Raw genomic sequence first — 19889 nt, 5'->3', positions numbered from 1 at the left:
ACAATCACACTTCCACCAGACCCAGCTTCTTCACCTGGCGGATGGTCAGCATGGTGCGCACCGTGTCCACGTGCTCATTGGCGGCGAGAACCTCGATGACGAAATCCTGGAAGTTGGTGAGGTTTTCAGCGGTGCAGCGCAGCAGGAAATCGCTGTCTCCGGAGACCATCCAGGCTTCGCGCACGATCGTCCAGCCTTGCGCCAGCGCTGCAAAGGCCTTCAGGTTGCTTTCCGACTGGTGCTTCAGCCCGACAAGGCAGAAGGCGACGAGGTCATAACCAAGCCGCGGCCCGTTGAGGATGGCGGCGTACCCTTCGATGATGCCGGCTTCCTCCAGCTTGCGCACCCGGCGCAGGCAGGGCGGCGCCGAGATGCCGACGCGCTCGGCAAGCTCGACATTGGTCATGCGACCGTCGCGCTGAAGTTCGCGCAGAATTTTGATATCAATGGCATCAAGTTCGGCTTTAAGCACGGACAACCCCTGTCGTTTTGCGGCTTGGTATTAGCCAAAGGCGCAGCGAACGCAAGGATTTCACGCAACATTATGTCCTCAGTGCGCATCAATCTTTCGATGCTTGCGTCAGTTGGCGCGCGCAAAGAGATCCAGATAAGCGTCGGTGACGGCTTTTCTTGAAAACTGCGCCTCCAGCGTTTGCTGCCCTCCAGAGGACAGCTGTCCGGCAAGGGTCCTGCTTGCCATGATCTGCCGGATGGCCGCAGCAAAGCCCTCGACATCGCCGATATCGACGAGCAGACCGTTGTCGCCGTCGCGCATGAACCACGAGGGCCCTTCCGAGCGGCTGGAAATGGCCGGCACATTCTGCGCCCAGGCTTCCAGCACCACATTACCGAGAGGCTCATGCGCGGACGGCATGACCAGCGTATCGGCAGCCGCCAGAAACGGGCGCGTGCCTTCCTGCCAGCCAATGAAGCGGGTGCGCGCAGCAATGCCCAGCACTTGCGCCTGCTGTTTCAGCGCATCGGCCTCTTCGCCATCGCCGCAGAGCCAGAGATAGGCACCGGGCACGCTGGCCATAGCGGCGATCAGCGTGTCAAACCCCTTGCGCTTGACGAACCGGCCCATCGCCATCACCACGAAAGCATCCTCCGGCGTATCAAGGAGGGCGCGCTGAAGTGGTTCCACCCGTATTTGCGAGGTGAAATTGGAAATCACCTCCACCCCGCCCGTCCAGCCGAGATTATCGCGCACATGGCGCGCGATGCCCGGCGTGTTGCACACGAGGATATCGACATTCCTGAACTCCTTCAGGCGATCGGGATAGTCACCGAGCCGACAGATCCGCACGGGCCCCTTGACCGCCGGCATCAGCTTGCTGGCGCGCGGCATCCACGCCATGATGGCCGTCGGCTTTTCCCTGCGCACCAGACGCCTGACGCTGTAGGGCAGGATGACCCGGCCGAGTGTGCGGCTGCGAAAATCATGTTCGATGATGCGCGCCTGCTGTTCGATCTCGGCGCGCCAGCGGCGGTTGCGCCGGATGATGGCGGTCTGCTGAAGCCCCCGCTCCTCGAATGCCCGAACCAGATGAACGAAAAATCTCTCGGCACCGCCATCGGTGCCAAAATGAAAATGCGTAATTTTCATGCGCTCTCAAAGCACCGCAGGGGTTTTCGGATTTCTCCTGCACGCCCCGCCCCCGGCGGTATCTTCCCCTCAATTGTCGTGGATCCACTCTCGCCAGCTGCGAAAGAAAGTCCCGCCTTACACAACCCAAGGTCGGGAGACAAGGGTCAAGCAGGGATAGGCTGGAAAACACGGCGCATGGGCGGCAGCGGCTCCGCGCATATTGGCAGGCGAAAAACTCCCTGACTGCACATAGCGGATTGCCATGGCGAATGCGCGCGCAGCCAGCAGCACCGACATCCGAGCGAAAAATCTGTGCGGAGAGCCGGAAACAAAGGCCTTTGCGGCATCATTATTGTGCGTAAAGGCGCCAGCCCGCCGTTCAACGCAGGGCTGCCCTTGAATTGAGGCATGGAACGTTCATAAATGGAGGACTTAAAGGCGCACCGGCCGGGAACCGCCTGATGGTCATGTGTTCCGCTTGCTCGCGCCAATGCCGCTCTTCGAAAGGAAACCATCCATGTCTGCCCGTCACACGCAGGTTCTCATTATCGGCTCCGGGCCTGCCGGCTATACGGCGGCAATCTATGCCGCGCGCGCCATGCTGAAACCCGTGCTGATTGCCGGCATGGAACAGGGCGGCCAGTTGATGATCACCACGGATGTGGAAAACTATCCGGGTTTTGCCGATCCGATCCAGGGGCCGTTCCTCATGGAGCAGATGCTGAAGCAGGCCCATCACGTCGGCACCGAGATCATCAACGACCTGGTGACCGAGGTGGAACTGTCCACACGTCCCTTCGTGGTGAAGACCGATTCCGGACAGGTGTGGACGGCCGATACGCTGATCATCGCGACCGGCGCCAAGGCAAAATGGCTCGGCATCGAAAGCGAACAACACTTTCAGGGGTTTGGCGTCTCGGCCTGCGCCACCTGCGATGGCTTTTTCTATCGCAACCGCGACGTGATCGTCGTCGGCGGCGGCAATTCGGCGGTGGAAGAGGCGCTCTACCTGTCGAACATCGCCAAGTCCGTGACGGTCGTGCATCGCCGCGACAGTTTCCGCTCGGAAAAGATCCTGCGCGAGCGCCTGATGCAGCGCCCGAATGTCGAAGTGTTGTGGAACACGGAAGTGGCCGAAATCACCGGCGATGCCGCAAAGCCGCCGATGCCGCCGTCGGTGACGGGCGTAAAACTGCGCAATACGCAGACCGGCGCGGTCGCCGAACGGCCGATCCACGGCGTGTTCGTGGCCATCGGCCATGCGCCGGCAACCGAACTGTTCAAGGGCAAGGTCAGGCTGAAGGAGAACGGCTACATGTGGACGGCCCCGGATTCGACGGCGACCGACGTGCCCGGCGTGTTTGCCGCCGGCGACGTTACGGACGATACGTTCCGCCAGGCGATCACCGCCGCGGGGCTCGGCTGCATGGCAGCGCTTGAGGCCGAACGTTACCTTGCGGGCATCCTGCCGCTCGCCGAAGCGGCAGAGTAGAGATGGTCGTGCCGCTCGATTGGGACAAGTTACGCATTTTTCACGCGGCCGCCGAAGCCGGTTCCTTCACCCATGCCGCCGACAAGCTGCATCTGTCGCAATCGGCGATCAGCCGGCAGGTGAGCGCGCTGGAGCAGGATGTCGGGGTCAAGCTGTTTCACCGCCACGCGCGCGGCCTGATCCTGACCGAGCAAGGCGAACTTCTCTATCGCACCGCCCATGACGTGCTGCTGAAGCTCGAAACGGTGAAGATGCAGCTGACGGAGACGACGGAAAAGCCGAGCGGCAAGCTGCGCGTAACGACGACGGTCGGTCTCGGCCAGGGCTGGCTCACCGACAAGGTGCAGGAATTCCTCCAACTCTATCCGGAAATGGCCATCCAACTGATCCTCGACAACGAGGAACTGGACGTCAACATGCGCCACGCCGATTGCGCCATCCGCCTGCGCCAGCCGCAGCAATCCGACCTTATCCAGCGCAAGCTGTTTACCGTGCACATGCACGTTTACGCAGCACCCTCCTATATCAACCGGTTTGGCGAGCCGCAGACGATCGAGGATCTCGACGATCACCGAATCATCACCTTCGGGGAGCCTGCCCCCAATTATCTGCTGGATGTGAACTGGCTGGAATATGCCGGCCGCAATTCCGACAATCCGCGCCTGCCGCACCTGCAGATCAACAGCCAGACCTCGATCAAGCGGGCCTGCCTGCTGGGGATAGGCATCGCCGTGCTGCCGGATTACATCGTCGGACGCGATCCGGGACTCATCCAGCTTGCCATCAATGCCGACATTCCCTCGTTCGACACCTATTTCTGTTACCCCGACGAGATGAAAAACGCTGCCAAACTGAAGGTGTTTCGTGACTTTATCGTCGCCAAGGCCAGAAACTGGAACTTCTGAAAAACATCGCGGGCAAAACAGTGCCAACGCAACCGGTTAACAAAATCATGCCTTTCCAAGGGCTTGGGTGCGGGAACCTACAATTGACGACAGCTCAATAGGCAACCCTTGCGCCGAACGCATGGCTGGCCTGCACAAAAACCGATTGTTCGCTGCACAATAAAGAACCATATCGCACACAGCTGATGCACATGGTGGCTTTTCCTCCCAGTTCCACCGCAGCAGCTGTTCCCCTCTGGAGGTTATTTGACCTTCACAATTTAAAGGGCCCTGGAGAAATCCGGTGGCCCTCTTTTTTTAACTGTGCCTTGTCCATGTCAGCGGAAATATCGACCGGCAGCGCGGCACAGCACTTGCTTCTGTAAAACCCCACCCCCATATTGATGACAGTTGGCGCCACTTGGTAACATCCCCTCGTTGCCCGCGCCGGCTGTTCCCCTCTGGAGGTTTTTAAACCTTCATAACTTTGGGCCTCGGAGCAATCCGGCGGCCCATTTTTTTTGGCGGCCGATCCCCTTCCCCTCTTTAAATCGGAAAATATCGATCCATATATCGGTTATGGACGATATAAGAGATCAGGCCATGGACCGCACCGAAATCCTCAAAGCCCTGTCGCATCCGGTGCGCGTCGAGTTTCTCGAATGGCTGCGCCAGCCGGAGGCGCATTTTTCCTCGCAGGCGCATCCGCTCGACATGGGCATTTGCGCCAACCAGTTCGAAAAGCGCTGCGGCCTGTCGCAGTCTACCGTGTCCGCCCATCTGGCGACCCTTGAAAAGGCCGGTCTCGTGAAGATCACCAGGGTTGGCCAATGGACCTTCTACCATCGCGACGAAGACATGATCCGCGCCTTCGTCTCCCATCTTGGCGACACGCTTTAAGCGCCCGTCGCCCGGCTCCTCCTCCCAAGCCCAATACGCAAAAGGAATTCTCATGCCGACACTATTTGACACCGTCACCTTCGGGGATCTTACCCTCAAGAACCGCATCGTCATGGCGCCGCTCACGCGCAACCGCTCGCCGAAGGCGATCCCGAACGATTTGAACGTCGTTTATTACGAACAGCGCGCCACCGCCGGCCTCATCGTTTCCGAGGGCACTGCCGTCACCCATCAGGGCCAGGGTTATGCGGATGTGCCCGGCCTTTATCTGCCGGAAGCACTGGAAGGCTGGAAGAAGATCACCGATGCCGTGCATTCGCGCGGCGGCAAGATCGTTGCCCAGCTCTGGCATGTCGGTCGCATCTCGCATGTGTCACTGCAGCCGGGCGGTGCCGCCCCCGTTGCCCCCTCCGCCATTGCGGCGAAGTCGAAGACCTATATCCTGAACGAAGATGGCAGCGGCGGATTTGCTGAAACCTCCGAACCGCGCGCACTCGAGCTTTCCGAACTTCCAGGCATTGCCGATGATTTCGCCAAGGCTGCCCGTGCGGCCGTCGATGCCGGCTTTGACGGTGTCGAAATCCACGGCGCCAACGGTTACCTGCTCGACCAGTTCCTGAAGGACGGCGCCAACAAGCGCACGGACGCCTATGGCGGCTCGATCGAAAACCGCATCCGCCTGACGCTGGAAGTGGTCGATGCTGTCGTGAACGCCATCGGCGCCGGCAAGACCGGCATTCGGCTTTCGCCGACGACGCCTGCCAACGATGTCAGCGACAGTGATCCGCAGGCAGTGTTCAACACGCTGGTCAAGGCGCTCGCCTCCCGCAACCTCGCCTTCATCCACGTGATCGAAGGTGCAACCGGCGGCCCGCGCGACCACCAGTACGAAGGCACCAGCTTCGACTACGCCGCCTTCAAGGCAACCTATGTCGATGCCGGTGGCAAGGGCGCCTGGATGCTGAACAACGGTTATTCGGCCGAGACGGCAGAAGAGGCTGTTGCCAGCGGCAAGGCCGACCTCGTGTCCTTCGGCAAGCCGTTCATTGCCAATCCGGACCTGGTGCGCCGCATCAAGGACGGCGCGGCCTGGAACAACATCAACCCGCAGACGCTCTACGGCGGCGGCGCGGAAGGTTACACCGACTATCCGACGCTGGAAGCAGCCGAGTAATCCTGATCGCTTGCGAGGCCCGCACATTGCGGGCCTCGTTTTTATCGGGGACGAGCTGAACAAAACGCCCGTGGCTAGCGGGGCAAAGCGGTCTTGGGCAGCCTCTTCCCACCATTGCCGAACACCGGCCCAGCCTGCGGTTCAAGGCATTTGAGCGAAATGAGGGTTTCGCGGATCGCCGTATCGAGCGGTGTGTGCGGCTCAAAACCCAGAAATGCGCGAAGCTTCCCGTTCGACATTCGAACCGGTGTTGCCCACAGATACCGCATTTCCCAAAGCTCCCGGAACAGCGGCACGACCGAGCGCGCCATGCCCACGAGCCACCAGGGGAACCTGTGCTGGCGCGGCGTGCGCCCGGTCACACGCGCAATGGCATCAATCAGCCGCTCGCCATCCTCATCCCAGACACCATCCATATGAAAGACAGCAAAAAGCGGCATACGGCTTGCCTGCCCCAGCAGCCGCACCATGGTGTCGGCCACATCCGGCAGATAGGCCCACTGATGGCCAATGCCCCGCGCTGCCGGTCGGATGACACGGGTGACAGGCCGGCCGGGCCGGACCAGACCTTGCGAAAACCAGCTGCTTGCGGCCCCCGGCCCAAAAAAGTCTCCCGCCCGCACGATCAGCACCGGTACGCCGTCTTCTGCTGCGCGGTGCAACCGGTGCTCAAGCTCGGCACGAATGGCACCCTTGACTGTCAACGGGTTCTGCGGACTGTCTTCGTCCAGAATTGGAAAGGCGTCCGGCCCGAAATTGTAAACCGTGCCGGGCAGAAGAATGCGCGCGCCGCAGGCCTTTGCCGCAGCAATCGTATTGTCGATCATCGGCAGAACCAGCTTACCCCAGTCGCGGTAGCCGGGGGGATTGACCGCATGCACGATAACCTGTGCTCCTTTCGACGCCTCCAGCACGTCGCGGCCGTTCATGGCATCTCCCGTTACCCATTGAAATGACGGTTCACTCGGCGCAACGGACAGCGCTTTGCGGTGCAGCGCACGCACATGCCATCCGTCCGCGACCAGACGGCGGCCGACGCTTCCGCCGATACCTCCGGTGGCGCCGAGGACAAGCGCAATGGGTTTTGCAACAAGGGTGGTGGAGGCGTTCTCGGTTACGTGGGGGGCAGTCATTGGAAACTCCTTCGGTCTGACGGACTGGAGTATCCTGTGCCTTAGCGCTATATGAAATTGGCGGAAATGTTATGGTGTCTATTCAAAAATGAATGATCCGGACTGGAACCTCTACCGAACGCTGCTGGCTGTTCTGGAAACCGGGTCCCTCTCGGCGGCTGCACGCACGCTCGGGCTGACGCAACCGACCGTCGGGCGCCATATCGATGAACTGGAGCAGGCGCTGGGTCATGCGCTGTTCACGCGCTCGCAACAGGGCTTGCGCCCCACCGATGCGGCGCAAGCGTTGCGCCCCTATGCGGAAAGTCTCTCCACCACGGCTGCGGCACTGCTGCGCGAGGCATCGAGCGCCATCGGCGCTGTGGAAGGCGTGGTGCGCATCAGCGCCAGTGACGTGATCGGTGTGGAGGTTCTACCGCCGATCCTGTCGCAGTTGCAGGCGGCCTATCCGCGGCTGTCCGTGGAGTTATCCCTGTCCGACACGCTCCATGACCTTTTGCGCCGCGAGGCAGACATTGCCGTGCGCATGACAAAACCGCGGCAGGATGCGCTGGTGGCCCGCCATATCGGAACGATCGAACTTGGACTTCACGCAGCCCGCAGCTACCTGGATCGCAAGGGCAGTCCAGCGGATCTCAAGGCGTTGACGCAGCACCACATGGTCGGTTTTGACCACGAGACGGCTTTTATCCGGGCCAGCATCGAAAGCATCCGGCAACAGGCGCCGGACTTTCCGCAAAACCTTCACTGGACCTACCGCACCGACAGTAACCTTGCCCAGCTTTCGGCAATCCGCGCGGGAGCGGGCATCGGCATCTGCCAGGTGAAGCTTGCGCAACGGCAGCCGCACCTCGTGCGGCTTCTGCCGGATTTTTCCCTGTCACTCGATACGTGGGTTGCCATGCACGAGAACCTCAGGCAATCGCCCCGTTGCAGAGCAGTGTTCGATGCGCTCTGCGAAGGGCTGATCGATTATGTGCGAGGCGTCTGACAGCGTCAGCGCGCCCGGTCGCCATCAGGCTCCATATCTTCCACTTCGGCTTCCGGCCGGTCACCGCCATCGCTGTATTCGACATGCCAGATGCCGGCGGCATCCTGCCAGCTGATCTCTTCGGCATCGCCGCCCACCTGCTGTTCGGCAGCCACGATACGCGCGGCCTGCAAGGCGTCCGAATGGGTGGCGAATGTTTCGGAATAGACGTCGCCCAGCCGGTAGGCCCAGCCGCCATCGTGTTGAACGACCTTGTAAACGACCTTCGTCATGGTTTTCCTCCTGAGTTTCTGTTCTTCTTGAAACAATGTCCAAGCGGCAAATGGCCGAGCGCGCCCGCGGTTCCCTAAAAGGATTTTCACGGGCGGGCGAAGACCTGCATGGGCGGCGCAGCTTGAACCTTGCAGCCACCGCCATAGATTGCGCCTGAGTGGCCGGGAGTACAAGCGCACATGACATCACTGGTAAAGCAGGAAAAATTTCTCCTGGTCGCTCTGTTCGTGGCGATTGCCGCCTATCTGGCTGAACATGCGGTGCTGGAGGCGGGAAAGCTCGTCTCGATCATTGCCGCCGCCGCCCTGATCGGTGTCATCGTGCTCGTCTCCACCCGGGTTGCTCATCATGCGGAAATTCTTGCGCACAAGGTTGGTGATCCCTATGGCACGATGATCCTGACATTGTCGGCCGTGGCGGTCGAGGTGATCATTCTCGCGATCCTGATGAGTTCAGAAAGCTCGCCGACGCTGGTGCGCGACACGATCTATTCCGCTGTGATGATCGACATCAACGGCATTCTGGGCCTTGCAGCCCTGCTCGGCGGCCTCCGCCACGGCGAGCAGCCCTATAACGACAATTCCGGCAAGACCTATGGCGTGATGATCCTGACCGCCATGGGCATCTCCATGATCGTGCCGGAATTCGTGCCGTCGGATCGCTGGCACTATTATTCCGCCTTCACCATCTGCGCGATGATTGCGCTCTATGGGCTTTTCCTTAGAATGCAGGTGGGGCCGCACAGCTATTTCTTCAGCTACAGCTATCCGCGCGCCAAGCCATCGGCGGACCCTCAGCACCCGGAGCAGGAGCACAGCGAAAGCTCGACGACGCGCTCCATCGTGATCATCCTCATCGGTGTCGTGCTGATCGGAGCGCTTGCCGAGTTCATGTCCGCCTTCATCAATACCGGGCTTGAGGGAAGCGGCGCGCCGCCTGCCCTGATGGCGGTGATCGTCGCCTCCATTTCGGCGGCACCGGAAATCCTGACGGCGCTCCGGGCAGCACTTCGCAACCGCATGCAGGCCGTGGTCAATATCGCCATGGGCGCCTCGCTCTCGACCGTCATCCTCACCGTGCCAGTCATGGAGGCGATTGCGCTTTATACGGGCCAGCCCTTCATCATGGCGATGACGCCGGTGCAGACGGTGATGGTGACGATCACCCTGATTGCAGCCGCCATCAACCTCAATGATGGCGAAACAAACGCCATCGAGGGGATGACCCATTTCGTGCTGTTTGCCACGTTCCTGATGCTGACCATGCTCGGACTTTAATTCGTCATTTCAGGCGCTTAGGATCCAAAGCCGACTCAACTTGACAGGCATCTGATTCAACCTGCGAACCCGCCTGATCAAATGCGGATAAAGCAAACTTGAACGTCACTTGTGCGGTCATTTCTCCCAGCCACCCTACATGGTGAGCGAGGGTGCCACGATCATTGGGTCGCTGGCGCAGACTTTGCAAACTGGGAGAAGACCATGAAATCGTTCAGCCTTCTGATCGCCGGATCGATCCTTGCCGGCGCTGCCGCCCTGCCCGCTTATGCGCAAGGGCAGCCTGCGGAAACCAAACCGCCCAATGCGCCGAGCCAGGAACCGCAGTTTCAAGGCCAGACACGCGCCTCTCAGCCTGCAGCCATGGCTCAGATCAAGACGGAAACGGTGGCTGAGGGACTGCCGCATCTTTGGGCGATGGAGTTCCTGCCGGACGGGCGCATTCTGGTGACCGCCAAACAGGGCGCCATGCATATCGTCAGTGACGGCAAGGCAGGGCCTGCGATTGCCGGCGTACCAAAAGTGCTGGCAGGGGGCCAGGGCGGACTGCTCGATGTGGCGCTTGCGCCCGACTATGAAAGCTCGGCGAAAATCTTCTTCTCGTTTTCCGAGGAACGTGAGGATGGCAATGGCACGTCTGTCGCTTCCGCGCGTCTTGTGCCGGATGACCAAGGCGGCGGCAGGCTGGAAGATGTCACGGTGATCTTCCGCCAGATGCCCGGTTATGACGGCAACAAGCATTTCGGATCCCGCCTCGCCTTCGGATCCAATGGCGAGCTTTACGTGACCGTCGGCGAACGCTCCGACAGCGAACCGCGCGTGCAGGCGCAGGATCTCGACAGCGGCCTCGGCAAGGTGTTCCGCATCACTCAGGAAGGCAAGGCGCTGCCGGATAATCCCTTCGTTGGCCAGCAGAACGCTTTGCCGGAAATATGGTCCCTGGGCCATCGCAATGTGCAGTCCTCGACAGTGGATAACGAGGGGCGTTTCTGGCTGGTAGAGCACGGCCCGCGGGGTGGCGACGAGTTGAACCGTCCGGAAGCGGGCAAGAACTATGGCTGGCCGGAAGTCACTTACGGCATCGAATATAGCGGCGCGCCGGTTGGCAAGGGCATCACCCAGATGGCCGAGACCGAACAGCCGGTCTATTATTGGGATCCTGTCATCGCCCCCTCCGGCATGGCCTTTTACGATGGCGATGCCATCCCAGAATGGAAGGGCGCCTTCCTCGTCGGCGGACTGGTCAGCCAGGGCGTCGTCGTGCTGCACATGGAAAACGACCGGGTGAAGCATGAGGAACGCGTTCCGCTCAACGCCCGCATCCGCGACGTCAAGGTCGGCCCCGATGGTGCCGTTTATGCCGTCACCGAACAACGCGGCGGCGGAGAATCGACCATCATCAGGCTGACGAAGGCTTAACCACTCATCCGCAGGCGTTTCGGTATGCCGATCAAAACCGGAACGCCAGCGGGTGATCGACAAGCGCCCGGTCAATCGTGACCAATTGCAGGTTTTCGACCTGCGCCTGGGCAAGCAGAAGCCGGTCGAACGGATCACGCGTTGGTGGCTCGGGCTGAGCGACGGTCAGGACGTGTTCTATGGCAATAGGAAGCATTGTCAGGCCACTGGCTTTAAGGCTTTCCGGCATGCGCTCAAGAGGCATGTCAATTTCCAGCTTGCCCAACCTGTGCTTGATGGCAATTTCCCAGAGGCTTGCAACGGAGACATAGACCACATCGGCCCTTCCTGAGAGAACCCGATGCATCTGGGGAAAGTCGGTCGGAAATGTCTTCCGTAGGAAGGCTATGACGAAATGGGTATCCAGCAAGAGACCCATGGTTTACGGCAGAGGACGGAGAAGGAAGTCCTCGGGAAGCGGATCGTCAAAGTCATCGGCGATAAAGGGGAATGGATCGGTGACCCCGATGGAGCGCAAATAGGCCTGCCCTGCCTCCCAATCGATCCCGCCCTTCTTCTGGATCGCACCCTCACGTGGCACCAGATCGAACACCGGCTTGCCGTTGCGGGTCACGGTCACGGTTTCGCCTTTCTCGACATCCTGTGCGAGTTCGTTAAAACGATCCTGAGCTTCGCGAATGGAGACGGTTTTCATGGTGAAAATGTACGCTTGGAGCGTGAAATCGTCAACAAGGACCCTCAACGACAAAAGGGCCCGCCATCACTGGCGAGCCCTTCTCTAAATGCTGACAGCCGTGCTTACTTGCAGGCGTTGCAGAAGCGCTGGATGCGGCGGCAGGCTTCTTCCAGCAGGTCTTCCGAGGTGGCGTAGGAGATGCGGAAGTTGGGGCCAAGGCCGAATGCCGAACCGTGGACGACGGCCACGCCTTCGGTTTCCAGAAGTTCGGTGACGAAATCCTCGTCGGTCTCGATGACCTTGCCCGAGGGTGCCGTCTTGCCGATCAGGCCAGCGCAGGACGGATAGACGTAGAAGGCGCCTTCCGGGTTCGGGCAGGAAATGCCCTTGGCCTGGTTCAGCATGGAAACGACGAGATCGCGGCGGCCTTCGAAGATCGCCTTGTTCTTGGCGACGAAATCCTGCGGGCCGTTCAGGGCTTCCACGGCGGCCCACTGGGCAATCGAGGAGGCGCCCGAGGTCTGCTGGCCCTGGATCATGTCCATGGCCTTGATCAGCTCCAGCGGGCCGGCTGCATAACCGATACGCCAGCCGGTCATCGCATAGGCTTTCGAGACGCCGTTCATGGTCAGCGTGCGGTCATAAAGCTTCGGCTCCACTTCAACCGGCGTCGCAAACTTGAAATCACCAAACGTCAGGTGCTCGTACATGTCGTCGGTGAGAACCCAGACATGCGGATACTTGACCAGCACATCGGTCAGCGCCTTCAGCTCGTCATGGCTGTAGGCCGCACCCGACGGGTTGGACGGCGAGTTGAAGATGAACCACTTGGTCTTGTCGGTGATCGCCTTTTCGAGATCGGCCGGCTGGAGCTTAAAATTGTTTTCCTGCGTGGCAGAGACGATAACGGGCGTGCCACCGCACAGCGCCACCATTTCCGGGTAGGACACCCAGTAAGGCGCCGGAATGATCACTTCATCGCCGGCGTTCAGCGTTGCCATGAAAGCGTTGAACAGGATCTGCTTGCCGCCGGTGCCGACGATGGTCTGGGCTGCGGTGTAATCGAGATTGTTCTCGCGCTTGAACTTCTTGGCGATGGCTTCGCGCAGCTGCGGAATGCCCGAAACCGGCGTGTACTTCGTTTCGCCGCGGTTGATCGCGTCGATGGCGGCCTGCTTGACATTATCAGGCGTATCGAAATCCGGTTCGCCGGCACCAAGCCCGATCACGTCGCGGCCCTTGGCTTTCAGTTCGCGGGCTTTCTGCGAAACGGCAATGGTGGCGGACGGCTTTACGCGGGAAAGTGCATCGGCAAGAAAGGCCATGATGATAATGTCCTGAAGCTGTTAAAAACGGCAGGCCGGCTCGGCTTTGCCGTCAGGTTCTATGTCGAAGAAAGCCGCCTGTTTCAAGGCCGAAAAGCCGGCACGTGCGTCTTTCTTGCAACGCGCGGCAAAACACGAATTCGCGTGTTATTTCAACGGCGGCAACCGGCACTATCCGCACCTTGCGATGCCTTGCCCGTAACGCCTTGTTTTCGCCACAATAATTGCCGCCGACTGCCGCAATCCCGTCGTTGTGACGTCGCTTTCCAGAGGTCTTCTTACCCTATCGACGACGCCTTGAGAGGACTGCCCCATGTTTCTGGACGACGAAGAGGCCACGGCCCGCATCCGGACACGCCGCCTGAGCGGCAGTTTGTGGGTTGCCGTGACGGCCCTTGCGGCCTGCGTGCTGATGATGCTGGCGCTGGTCGGCACGGCCAGTGCGCAGGACATTTCCTCCCTGTCGCAGGTGGTAACCCCACAGCTTCTCCTGCAGAGCGATGCCGCCGGCGATCAGCGGCTGATTTTCGGCGCGCTGACGCTGGTCTTCTGCGTGGCGGCAGCCGGGCTCTGGAGACTGAGTTTTCGCGGACTGGCTGCAAGCCAAAGGACCAAGGCCGACGGCCGCCGCATCCATCATTCCTGAGGCTTCATTGCCACCTTTGCGAATCGCCTGCATCGAAAAGCTTGAGCCTGCCGTTACCACCTGATAGGCAGCCGCCGTGGCGAAACCCGCGCCCGGCTTAACCTTTCACGGATTTCGACATGACGCGCTTGCAGGCGAACCTGGTGCTTCTTCTTGCGGCCGCCATCTGGGGTGGCGGGTTCGTGGCGCAATCGACAGCCATGGCAAGCATCGGCCCCTTCTGGTTCGTCGGCCTCAGATTTGCCATCGCAGCGCTTGCCGTCCTGCCCTTCGCGGTCATCGAAGCCAAACGCATCGGCAGCAAACCGGCCCGTCGCGACATGGCAGACTTCCTTCTGGTCGGCCTTGCCCTTTTCGGCGGCGCGATAACCCAGCAAATCGGCCTGCAAACCACAACCGTCACCAATTCAAGCTTCCTGACCGGCCTCTACGTCGTCTTCGTGCCGGTGATCTCCATCCTCATCTTCCGGCGATATCCGCACTGGATCATCTGGCCCGTGGCGCTGATGGCCCTTGTCGGCATCTTCCTGCTCGGCGGCGGCGATGTGGCTTCTGTCTCCACCGGCGATCTCTGGAGCATCACCTGCGCCGGCTTCTGGGGCCTGCAGATCGTGCTGGCCGGCCATTTCGTCAGCCGGTCGCAGCGACCGCTGGCGCTGTCTGCGACGCAATTTGCCGTCTGCGCGGTTGCAGCGCTTGCCATCGGCATTTTCGTCGAACCGGTGTCGTTTGAGGCCATCTCCGGTTCGCTTGCAGAAATTCTTTATGTCGGCCTGATTTCCTCGGGCCTTGCCTTCGTGCTGCAGGTCATCGGTCAGCGTTATACGACAGCGCCACAGGCGGCGATCTTTCTGTCGTCAGAGGCCCTGTTCGGCGCCTTTTTTGGTGCCTTGCTCCTGGGTGAAACGTTGCCGCCCATCGGCTATTTCGGCTGCGGGCTTATCTTTGCTGCCATGCTGATCGTTGAACTGGTTCCCGAACTGCTAAAGCGCCGCGGCATCGCCAAAGCGCTCTAGCCTGAACGGCCGCAATCTTGCCCGACGAGACCTGATTCGCCACCGGCGAGGCCGTTGAAGTTGCGGCCTTTTCACCCCTTGCGGCAACCGGACACCGGATTTCCTCAGAAGGACGAAACGCCCGTTTGGTGTTGCCCATTCGCGTCAGAAAACTTTTTCTTGCCAATTTGCGTCAAACGCAGCACTCTGTGTTGGTTCGGGCAATTTGCGAGCATGGGAAGAGCTATAATGAAGCGTTTCGGAAGCGCCAAAACTTCCGGGCGGGGGATGCAGCAAGGATCATGATGATCTTTTCTTTGTCTCGCGCGGTAAATACGGGCCCCTTTCCTCAATTTTCGAAATGCCTGCCGCCTGCCCTTCTTGGGCAAATATCGTGATGCTGTCCGCCGCTGAACACGGACAGAGGAAAAAGGACCTGATGCATGGCCGAAACTGGCACTGTAAAATTCTTCAATACCGACAAGGGCTTCGGCTTTATCAAGCCTGACAATGGCGGAGCAGATATCTTCGTCCATATCTCCGCGGTACAGGCTTCGGGCCTGTCCGGACTTTCAGAAAACCAGAAAGTAAGCTTCGACACGGAACCGGATCGTCGCGGCAAAGGCCCCAAGGCAGTCAATCTGCAGATTGCCGGCTAAGTCTCGTTACGGTTTTTTACTTCGAGTTGAAGCCCGGCAGGAATGCCGGGTTTTTTTGTACTGCGCTCTGCTTGCCAGAAATTTCCGGCAAGAGAGGCGAAACCGGGCTGTGATCCGGCGGGCGCAAAAAATCAACGCTTGGCGCCGTCGTCCTTGTCAGCGCCTGATGTGGGCTGCGTGCGCGGCGCCCCGATGCCCTGCAGAAAGGGATTGCTGCGGCGCTCATCGCCAATCCGGCTGCCGGGACCATGGCCGCAGATAAAGCCCATCTCGTCGCCGAGCGGCAGAACCTTGTCGCGAATACTGTCGAGCAATTGCTGGTGGTTGCCGCCTGGCAGATCGGTGCGACCGATAGATCCGTTAAACAGAACATCGCCCATGATGGTGAAATTCATGTCGCGGTTGACGAAGATCACATGACCCGGCGCATGACCCGGGCAATGCAGCACCTCGAACCGGTGATCGCCGAGCGCCACCACATCGCCCTCGTTCAGAAACTGGTCGGGAACCAGCTTGCGCGCCGGAACGGTATAACCGAAGGCCGCACCGCGTGTATCGAGAACGTCGAGCAACGGCTTGTCGTCGGCATGCGGGCCGATGACCGAAGCGCCGGTCTTCTCGCGCAACTCGTCTGCACCGCCGGCATGGTCGATATGACCGTGGGTGATCCAGATTTCCGAAATCGTCACGCCCTGCTGCGCGGCAACCTCGATGATACGATCGACATCGCCGCCCGGATCGATCACGACGCCCTGTTTGGTGTCGGCATCAAAAAGAAGCGTGCAGTTCTGCTGGAAGGGGGTAACCGGAATGATACCGGCTTGAAGCATGCCCATGAAGCCTCGTCGGGTTGGGGATGAAGGAAGACCCACTATACCCGCCTTGCCTTCCCCGGCCACCCGGCAAAATCAATCCGAAACGGAATAGCGGCTTTCGGCACCGACGGAGGGCGCAAGGCAGGCACTGGCGACGAGCAGACTTGCCACGGCAAATTTCAGCGCGAAAACGGTGACGAGAACCGGACGCAGCGGATGCGAGAGGGACATTTTGCCGTCTGTCTGCACAGGGCCGTCGATTGTGGATAAGCTCATGTTATAATTCCTGTTTCCCTGTGCCTCGCAACGGACAGGGGCGGCAAAGGTTCCGTCGTCTTGCAACGATGGTCTGTTTGGTTGGTACTTGCGTCTTCTTTGTGACGGATGAAGCGGATGAACACGTCTCTGAGCATTTTTTGCGTGGGGACGACAAGCGGCGGTCATGCACATTGATGTTGATTGTTGAAGCACTTCGCGCTTTATCAAACCTGCATGAAATACGTCGCGGTGACGGCAACACGGCAGGGCCTTCCAAACGGTCGCCTTGCCACCCTGCCGCACCGCCGCTTGAAGAGGAACGCCTGGTGCCACCGGTCTCGTCTGGGAAAGCCCTCAAAAAGGTCCAGCCGCCGATGCCTGCTGTCGATGAAAGCAAGATCGACTTCGAAACCATCGAGCTGTTTTTCTTTGCCTATCGCGATTTCATTTCCGATCCCGATGCCATCCTTGAAAAGATCGGCATGGGGCGGGCCCACCACCGCGTGGTCTATTTTGTCTGCCGGCAGCCGGGCATGATGGTGACGGACCTTCTGGATACGCTGCAGATTACCAAACAAAGCCTGGCGCGGGTGCTGAAGCAGTTGATCGATAGCGGTTATATTCGCCAGATGGCGGGTGCCAAGGATCGCCGGCAGCGGCGTCTCTATCCAACCCTTGCCGGGCGCGAACTGGCGCTTGCCCTGTCGGAGCCGCAATCGAGCCGCATATGCTCGGCGCTTTCAAACCTGACGCCGGAGCAGCGCGATGGAGTGATCCATTTCCTGCGCTCCATGCGCGGGCGGGCCGAAGGGCTCACACCTGTCGAAAACGAGGTCGATTGAACATGGGGAACAACCCGGTATCTCTGCTGGACGATGCGGCCCACCTGCTGGTGGTGGATGACGACACCCGCATCCGCGACCTTTTGCACCGCTACCTGCGGGAGCAGGGTTTTCGCGTCACCGGCGCAAGCGATGCGGCTGAAGCCCGGCGCAAGCTGGAGGGGCTGGAGTTCGACCTCATCATCCTCGACGTCATGATGCCGGGCGAAACCGGCATCTCGCTCACCCAGTCGCTGCGTGACAAGCGGGCCATCCCGATTATTCTTTTGACCGCGCGGGCCGAGGCCGAATCGCGCATCGAGGGGCTGCAGGCCGGCGCCGACGACTATCTGCCAAAACCGTTCGACCCGCGCGAACTGGTGCTGCGCATCAACAACATCCTGCGCCGCAACAGCAATCCGGATACGCCGAAGATCGACCAGGTGATGTTTGGCCCGTTTACCTTTTCCATTGCCAAAAAAGAGCTGCGACGAGCGGCCGAAACCATTCGCCTGACCGATCGCGAACAGGACATCATGCTGCTGTTTGCGCTGCGCGCCGGCGACACCATTCCCCGCCACGAGTTGATCGGCGATGATGCGGAAGTGGGCGAGCGTACCATCGACGTGCAGATCAACCGGCTGCGCCGCAAGATCGAGGACGATCCGGCAAACCCCATCTATCTTCAAACCGTGCGCGGCATCGGGTACCGTCTGAGCATCGATTGAGGTCGCAGCCTTCAAGGGCTGCCCGCAACAGGCGGCCGCAGCGCCGGCCGAGAGAGACAGGATGGCGATTTTCGACAGGATCGGGCGCGATATCGGCAGGGTGAAGCCGCCAGGCTGGACCTTGCTCGGCCGTTGGCTGAAGCGGCGCATGCCAACCGGCCTTTACCTGCGCTCGGTGCTGATCGTCATCATTCCGATGCTTCTGCTGCAGACCGTGGTGGCTGCCGTCTTCATGGAGCGCCACTGGCGGCTGGTCACCGAGCGCCTGTCGCAGGCCGTCACCCGGGATATTGCCGCCATCATCGAGGTCATCCGCACCTATCCGCCGCCGGAGGACAATTATCAGCAGATCATCCGCATCGCGCGCGAAACGCTGTCCCTGAATATATCCATCGAACCGGGCGGCCAGCTGCCGCCGCCGCGCTCAAAACCGTTCTTCTCGATCCTCGATGATATTCTTGCCGACCAGATCAACCAGCAGATCCGCCTGCCCTTCTGGATCGATACGGTGGGCGACAGCCGGCTTGTGGAAATCCGCATCCAGCTCGGCGACAAGGTTCTGCGCGTCTTTACCATTCGTAACCAGACCTACGCGTCGAACACCCACATCTTCCTCGTCTGGATGTTCGGCACGTCGCTGCTGCTGATCGGCATTTCCATCCTGTTCCTGCGTGGCCAGATCCGCCCGATCCTGGCACTGGCGGATGCCGCCGAAAGTTTTGGCAAGGGGCAGAAGATGCCCGCCCCCTTCGTGCCGCGTGGCGCTGACGAGATCCGCCGTGCCGGCATCGCCTTCATCCAGATGCGCGAGCGCATCGAGCGCCAGATGGAACAGCGCACCGCCATGCTGACCGGTATCAGCCATGACCTGCGCACCATCCTCACCCGCTTCAAGCTGCAACTGGCGCTCGCCGGCGACAATCCGGATCTTGCCGGCATGGGTACCGATGTGGATGACATGCAGAGCATGCTGGAGGGGTATCTCGCCTTTGCCCGCAACGAGGCGGCGGAGGATTTCGGCGAGCTGAAGCTCAGCGAACTTCTCGAAAAGATGCGCGCCGATTTCGAGCTGCATGGCAAGACGATGACGTTTCGCGTCGAGGGGGAGGATCTTCTGTCCGTGCGTCCCGGCGCCTTCATGCGGCTGGTCGGCAACCTCGCCTCCAATGCCCGCCGTTATGCCAACAGCCTGCATGTGGAAGCCCGCCACAATTCCAAATGGCTGACACTGACCTTTGACGATGATGGCCCCGGCATTCCCGAACAATCGCGCGAGGATGTATTCAAGCCCTTCTACCGGTTGGACGAGGCGCGCAATCTGGATGCTTCCGGCACCGGCCTTGGCCTTGCCATTGCCCGCGATATCGCCCGCGCCCATGGCGGCAACGTGACGCTGGGAGACAGCCCGTCAGGCGGATTGCGCGCTGTGGTGCGGGTGCCGGCTTAAGGGTCGTCAGCGAAACAGGCGGGAGACGCGCCGTCTCACATCATCTTCATGCCGTTCGGCACCGGACGTTCCACAGCGGTCAGCACGATATCGCCGTTTTCATCGGCAAAACCGAGCGTCAGCACTTCGGAGCGGACGGGGCCGATCTGGCGGGGTGGGAAATTGACGACGCCGAGCACCTGTCGGCCAATCAGCGTCTCCGGCGTATAATGCACGGTGATCTGGGCGGACGAGCGTTTCAGACCGATCTCGGGACCGAAATCGATCTTCAGCTTGTAGGCGGGCTTGCGCGCCTCTGGAAACGCTTCCGCCTCGACAATGGTGCCGACACGGATATCGACCTTTTCGAAATCGCCCCAGGTGATCTCGTCAGCCATGCTTCACTCCC

At 60.4% G+C, this 19889-nt stretch carries 23 protein-coding genes; 13 read left to right on the top strand and 10 right to left on the bottom strand.

Annotated elements, in window-relative coordinates; genetic code table 11:
• Positions 1-4: 4 nt before the first annotated feature.
• A complete protein-coding gene (locus AC4CWH_RS03685) occupies positions 5-472 on the bottom strand; it encodes an Lrp/AsnC family transcriptional regulator (protein WP_210104473.1) in 468 nt (155 codons plus the stop codon).
• A gap of 108 nt (positions 473-580) precedes the next feature.
• Positions 581-1606, bottom strand: coding sequence for a glycosyltransferase (locus AC4CWH_RS03680; RefSeq protein WP_491320433.1), 1026 nt, complete (start codon positions 1604-1606; stop codon positions 581-583).
• A 499-nt stretch (positions 1607-2105) separates the two neighbouring features.
• On the opposite strand from AC4CWH_RS03680, the gene trxB reads away from it, so the two are divergent.
• From trxB to AC4CWH_RS03660, 4 genes are all read left to right on the top strand, one after another.
• A complete protein-coding gene (gene trxB / locus AC4CWH_RS03675) occupies positions 2106-3080 on the top strand; it encodes a thioredoxin-disulfide reductase (protein ID WP_491320432.1) in 975 nt (324 codons plus the stop codon).
• 8 nt (positions 3081-3088) lie between these two features.
• Positions 3089-3985, top strand: a complete 897-nt coding sequence (locus AC4CWH_RS03670; protein ID WP_377296595.1) for a LysR family transcriptional regulator VtlR — start codon at positions 3089-3091, stop codon at positions 3983-3985.
• Between the two features lie 582 nt (positions 3986-4567).
• Positions 4568-4864, top strand: a complete 297-nt coding sequence (locus tag AC4CWH_RS03665) for an ArsR/SmtB family transcription factor (protein ID WP_491320431.1) — start codon at positions 4568-4570, stop codon at positions 4862-4864.
• 52 nt (positions 4865-4916) lie between these two features.
• The gene (locus AC4CWH_RS03660) at positions 4917-6038 is read left to right on the top strand and encodes an alkene reductase (RefSeq protein ID WP_491320430.1); all 1122 of its coding nucleotides are present in this window, start codon (positions 4917-4919) and stop codon (positions 6036-6038) included.
• A 74-nt stretch (positions 6039-6112) separates the two neighbouring features.
• Here AC4CWH_RS03660 and AC4CWH_RS03655 read toward each other — a convergent pair whose 3' ends face one another.
• Positions 6113-7171: an NAD(P)H-binding protein gene (locus tag AC4CWH_RS03655; protein ID WP_491320429.1), complete on the bottom strand. Its 1059-nt coding sequence runs from the start codon at positions 7169-7171 to the stop codon at positions 6113-6115.
• An 88-nt stretch (positions 7172-7259) separates the two neighbouring features.
• Here AC4CWH_RS03655 and AC4CWH_RS03650 point away from each other — a divergent pair, with 88 nt between their 5' ends.
• On the top strand, positions 7260-8162 hold the full coding sequence (locus AC4CWH_RS03650) for a LysR family transcriptional regulator (RefSeq protein ID WP_491320428.1): 903 nt from the start codon (positions 7260-7262) through the stop codon (positions 8160-8162).
• Positions 8163-8167: 5 nt separating this feature from the next.
• Here AC4CWH_RS03650 and AC4CWH_RS03645 read toward each other — a convergent pair whose 3' ends face one another.
• The gene (locus AC4CWH_RS03645) at positions 8168-8434 is read right to left on the bottom strand and encodes a DUF2188 domain-containing protein (RefSeq protein WP_491284266.1); all 267 of its coding nucleotides are present in this window, start codon (positions 8432-8434) and stop codon (positions 8168-8170) included.
• Between the two features lie 180 nt (positions 8435-8614).
• Between AC4CWH_RS03645 and AC4CWH_RS03640 the strand changes: the two genes are divergently transcribed.
• Both AC4CWH_RS03640 and AC4CWH_RS03635 read left to right on the top strand, forming a co-directional pair.
• The gene (locus AC4CWH_RS03640; RefSeq protein ID WP_491320427.1) at positions 8615-9712 is read left to right on the top strand and encodes a calcium:cation antiporter; all 1098 of its coding nucleotides are present in this window, start codon (positions 8615-8617) and stop codon (positions 9710-9712) included.
• A gap of 204 nt (positions 9713-9916) precedes the next feature.
• Positions 9917-11131, top strand: coding sequence for a PQQ-dependent sugar dehydrogenase (locus AC4CWH_RS03635; protein WP_491320426.1), 1215 nt, complete (start codon positions 9917-9919; stop codon positions 11129-11131).
• Between the two features lie 31 nt (positions 11132-11162).
• Here the strand turns inward: AC4CWH_RS03635 and AC4CWH_RS03630 are convergent, their stop codons facing one another.
• From AC4CWH_RS03630 to AC4CWH_RS03620, 3 genes are all read right to left on the bottom strand, one after another.
• On the bottom strand, positions 11163-11549 hold the full coding sequence (locus tag AC4CWH_RS03630) for a type II toxin-antitoxin system VapC family toxin (protein WP_491320425.1): 387 nt from the start codon (positions 11547-11549) through the stop codon (positions 11163-11165).
• 3 nt (positions 11550-11552) lie between these two features.
• Entirely contained in the window at positions 11553-11825 is a 273-nt protein-coding gene (locus tag AC4CWH_RS03625; RefSeq protein ID WP_491320424.1) for a type II toxin-antitoxin system Phd/YefM family antitoxin, read from the bottom strand.
• Positions 11826-11929: 104 nt separating this feature from the next.
• The gene (locus AC4CWH_RS03620) at positions 11930-13132 is read right to left on the bottom strand and encodes a pyridoxal phosphate-dependent aminotransferase (RefSeq protein ID WP_491320423.1); all 1203 of its coding nucleotides are present in this window, start codon (positions 13130-13132) and stop codon (positions 11930-11932) included.
• 313 nt (positions 13133-13445) lie between these two features.
• On the opposite strand from AC4CWH_RS03620, the gene AC4CWH_RS03615 reads away from it, so the two are divergent.
• From AC4CWH_RS03615 to AC4CWH_RS03605, 3 genes are all read left to right on the top strand, one after another.
• Entirely contained in the window at positions 13446-13778 is a 333-nt protein-coding gene (locus AC4CWH_RS03615) for a hypothetical protein (RefSeq protein WP_491320422.1), read from the top strand.
• Between the two features lie 119 nt (positions 13779-13897).
• Positions 13898-14794, top strand: coding sequence for a DMT family transporter (locus AC4CWH_RS03610; RefSeq protein WP_491320421.1), 897 nt, complete (start codon positions 13898-13900; stop codon positions 14792-14794).
• Between the two features lie 422 nt (positions 14795-15216).
• Complete coding sequence (locus AC4CWH_RS03605) at positions 15217-15432, top strand: cold-shock protein (RefSeq protein ID WP_003494703.1); 216 nt, start codon at positions 15217-15219, stop codon at positions 15430-15432.
• 131 nt (positions 15433-15563) lie between these two features.
• Here the strand turns inward: AC4CWH_RS03605 and AC4CWH_RS03600 are convergent, their stop codons facing one another.
• Positions 15564-16268, bottom strand: coding sequence for an MBL fold metallo-hydrolase (locus AC4CWH_RS03600; RefSeq protein WP_491320420.1), 705 nt, complete (start codon positions 16266-16268; stop codon positions 15564-15566).
• A 72-nt stretch (positions 16269-16340) separates the two neighbouring features.
• Positions 16341-16523 carry a hypothetical protein gene (locus tag AC4CWH_RS03595; protein WP_491320419.1) on the bottom strand — a complete coding sequence of 61 codons (183 nt, stop codon included), beginning with the start codon at positions 16521-16523 and terminating at the stop codon, positions 16341-16343.
• A 356-nt stretch (positions 16524-16879) separates the two neighbouring features.
• On the opposite strand from AC4CWH_RS03595, the gene AC4CWH_RS03590 reads away from it, so the two are divergent.
• The 3 genes from AC4CWH_RS03590 (at position 16880) to AC4CWH_RS03580 (ending at position 19501) form a co-directional block, all read left to right on the top strand.
• A complete protein-coding gene (locus AC4CWH_RS03590) occupies positions 16880-17347 on the top strand; it encodes a MarR family winged helix-turn-helix transcriptional regulator (RefSeq protein ID WP_491320418.1) in 468 nt (155 codons plus the stop codon).
• 2 nt (positions 17348-17349) lie between these two features.
• Positions 17350-18054 carry a response regulator gene (locus tag AC4CWH_RS03585; RefSeq protein ID WP_491320417.1) on the top strand — a complete coding sequence of 235 codons (705 nt, stop codon included), beginning with the start codon at positions 17350-17352 and terminating at the stop codon, positions 18052-18054.
• A 61-nt stretch (positions 18055-18115) separates the two neighbouring features.
• Complete coding sequence (locus AC4CWH_RS03580; protein WP_491284254.1) at positions 18116-19501, top strand: ATP-binding protein; 1386 nt, start codon at positions 18116-18118, stop codon at positions 19499-19501.
• Positions 19502-19536: 35 nt separating this feature from the next.
• Here the strand turns inward: AC4CWH_RS03580 and AC4CWH_RS03575 are convergent, their stop codons facing one another.
• Positions 19537-19878, bottom strand: coding sequence for a tRNA-binding protein (locus AC4CWH_RS03575; RefSeq protein WP_491320416.1), 342 nt, complete (start codon positions 19876-19878; stop codon positions 19537-19539).
• Between the last annotated feature and the right edge of the window lie 11 nt (positions 19879-19889).

It is taken from the genome of Neorhizobium sp. PAMB6716 (genome assembly GCF_058242805.1).
This window is presented reverse-complemented; position numbering and strand designations above follow the sequence as displayed.